Origin of the sequence: Flavobacterium gawalongense (assembly GCF_007097265.1) — a bacterium.
Taxonomy (GTDB): Bacteria; Bacteroidota; Bacteroidia; order Flavobacteriales; family Flavobacteriaceae; genus Flavobacterium; species Flavobacterium gawalongense.
The window spans coordinates 1-1,644 of record NZ_VJZP01000077.1; the positions used below are offsets into that span (position 1 = coordinate 1).

Consider the following 1,644-nt stretch of genomic DNA (forward strand, 5'->3'; position numbering starts at 1 on the left):
CCGATAAGGGACTTGCACCCTCTAGATAAAATTCCTACTTTTGAGGAATTGGAAGTGCATGCAAGGCACACACAGCTGCTACAAGTGATTTGGGTAATTGGCTTAATGGGAAAATTGGTTTGTATTTGTGAGAATTTGGTTAAACTGAAAAATTACGCTAATTTAGTCACAAACCACGTGTAGCACCAAGACGTTATGTGCTAGTTAACCTCAAAATTCTGCAAAAAACAAATATTAAAAACAATCTTAAAATATTTCAAATGGAAAAAAATAATTTTTGGTATAAGCTTCTATACTACAAATGCATAATCGAAAAGAAAACAGGTTTAACATTGCCTTTTTTGATTGGTTCTCAAAATGAAGGTAATATAGAAAACCCTATTAATATTGAACAATTATTGATTGAAATTAAAAATTCTGATAAAAAAATAATTATTAAATATTGTCATCAAATTAAAGAGTATATATTTTCAATAGACGAAGGTCTAATTTCTGGATTTGTCAAAAATAAATTAGAATTTAATAACTTAACAATTATCCCTGACTATAGTTTTTTATCTGGTATTGAGGATTTTGACCATATAATAACTACATTCGAAACATTTTATTCAAAAAATATTAAAAAAGAGTTATTTAGTAAAATTATAATAAATCACATTGAAGATTGGATTAAATTTGAAAAAGAAGATAAAAATTTAATTCAAAAAGCACTTTTAACAAAATAATTTTACAAAATGAAACATAACTTTATTTCCATAATATTTCTTTTTATTTGTCTTATTTCTTACAGTCAAAGAAAAGAATTAGACCAGTCTAATTTAAATTCAATTTCTGAATTTACCATAGATTGTATAAAAAACAACGACTCATCAAGTTTTTTAAAATTATTTGATTTCTCATTAAATGAAGATGTTGAAGATAAAGTTGCTGTAAAAGAACTTTTGCTTTCTGAATTCAAAAAAGCTAATTTCTTTTTTAAAAACAAGAACGTAGAATTTTTAAAATATGATAATTTAGACGCTTTAGCTGGTGGTCAAGTGATAGACAACACATCATTTAACATCTATACAAAAGTTGATGGTATATATTATAAATTGCGACTTACAAACCATCAAATTTCTTCAAACACATTTTTTTCATTTTATTTTCAAAACTATTCCAAAGAATGTGAAGATTTTGAAAAAAAAACATACAGACCAATATTTTCTGTGTCTTGTCCTCAGTTGAATTGGGATAAAAATAATACCACCTCTTTTGAAAATGTTACAATACCAGTCCTAAACCTATCCGAATATGAAGTAACCGAAATTAAGATTCGATTAACTATAGAAAATTTGATAAAACAGACAATTGTTATGTCAGAAACGTTTACAAGTAAAGTCCAAATTGAACCAGGAGACCTTGGGAAAATTTATTTAAATGAACTAAATGGTTTTAAACCTGGCTTTATAATTCTAGAAAAGAATTTTAAATATGAAATTAAATTGCTTGAAGTTTTACCAAAACCGACAATTAATCCTTGTGCAAAAATTCAGTCATTATTAACTAAATAAATATATAACCAGCACATAATCGAGTAGACGGCTCCGCCAGAAACTAACGGAGTGCGCCTCTCACACCACCGTACGTACGGGTCTCGTATAC

General features: G+C 27.3%; 3 protein-coding genes. All 3 read left to right on the forward strand.

Features of this window, described 5'->3' with window-relative positions; all coding sequences use genetic code 11:
• Positions 1–183 (forward strand): hypothetical protein (locus tag FNW38_RS17635; RefSeq protein WP_218043843.1); only part of this gene is annotated, 183 nt, incomplete at its 5' end.
• A 77-nt stretch (positions 184–260) separates the two neighbouring features.
• Complete coding sequence (locus FNW38_RS17315) at positions 261–725, forward strand: hypothetical protein (RefSeq protein WP_144065108.1); 465 nt, start codon at positions 261–263, stop codon at positions 723–725.
• 9 nt (positions 726–734) lie between these two features.
• Entirely contained in the window at positions 735–1,553 is an 819-nt protein-coding gene (locus FNW38_RS17320; protein ID WP_144065109.1) for a hypothetical protein, read from the forward strand.
• Positions 1,554–1,644: the final 91 nt, after the last annotated feature.